1 pseudogene is annotated in these 207 nt (G+C 41.5%); it reads left to right on the top strand.

The features are described from left to right. Window positions 1-207, top strand: a pseudogene (locus Q0954_RS34980) (ggdef family protein); the annotation flags it as partial.

Here is a 207-nt window from a genome sequence, read left to right as displayed (position 1 = left end):
CAAGGTCTTGCCCTTGCCAAAAAAAAGGGAGATACTGAGGCAAATGGCTACAATGTTTTATCGGCTACTTATGCCCAACTGGGCGATTACCAAAAAGCTTATGCAAATCACCTTCTCTTCAAAGCAGCCACCGATAGTTTGTTTAATCGGGAGAATACCCGAAAAATAGCCCAGTTGGAAGAACGGTTTAAATATAAGCAACAGAAA

The sequence above is a fragment of the uncultured Microscilla sp. genome (genome assembly GCF_947493425.1).
In the GTDB taxonomy this organism is placed as follows: domain Bacteria; phylum Bacteroidota; class Bacteroidia; order Cytophagales; family Microscillaceae; genus Microscilla.
Note: the sequence above shows the minus strand (reverse complement) of the source record. Positions and strands in the feature narration are given on the sequence as shown.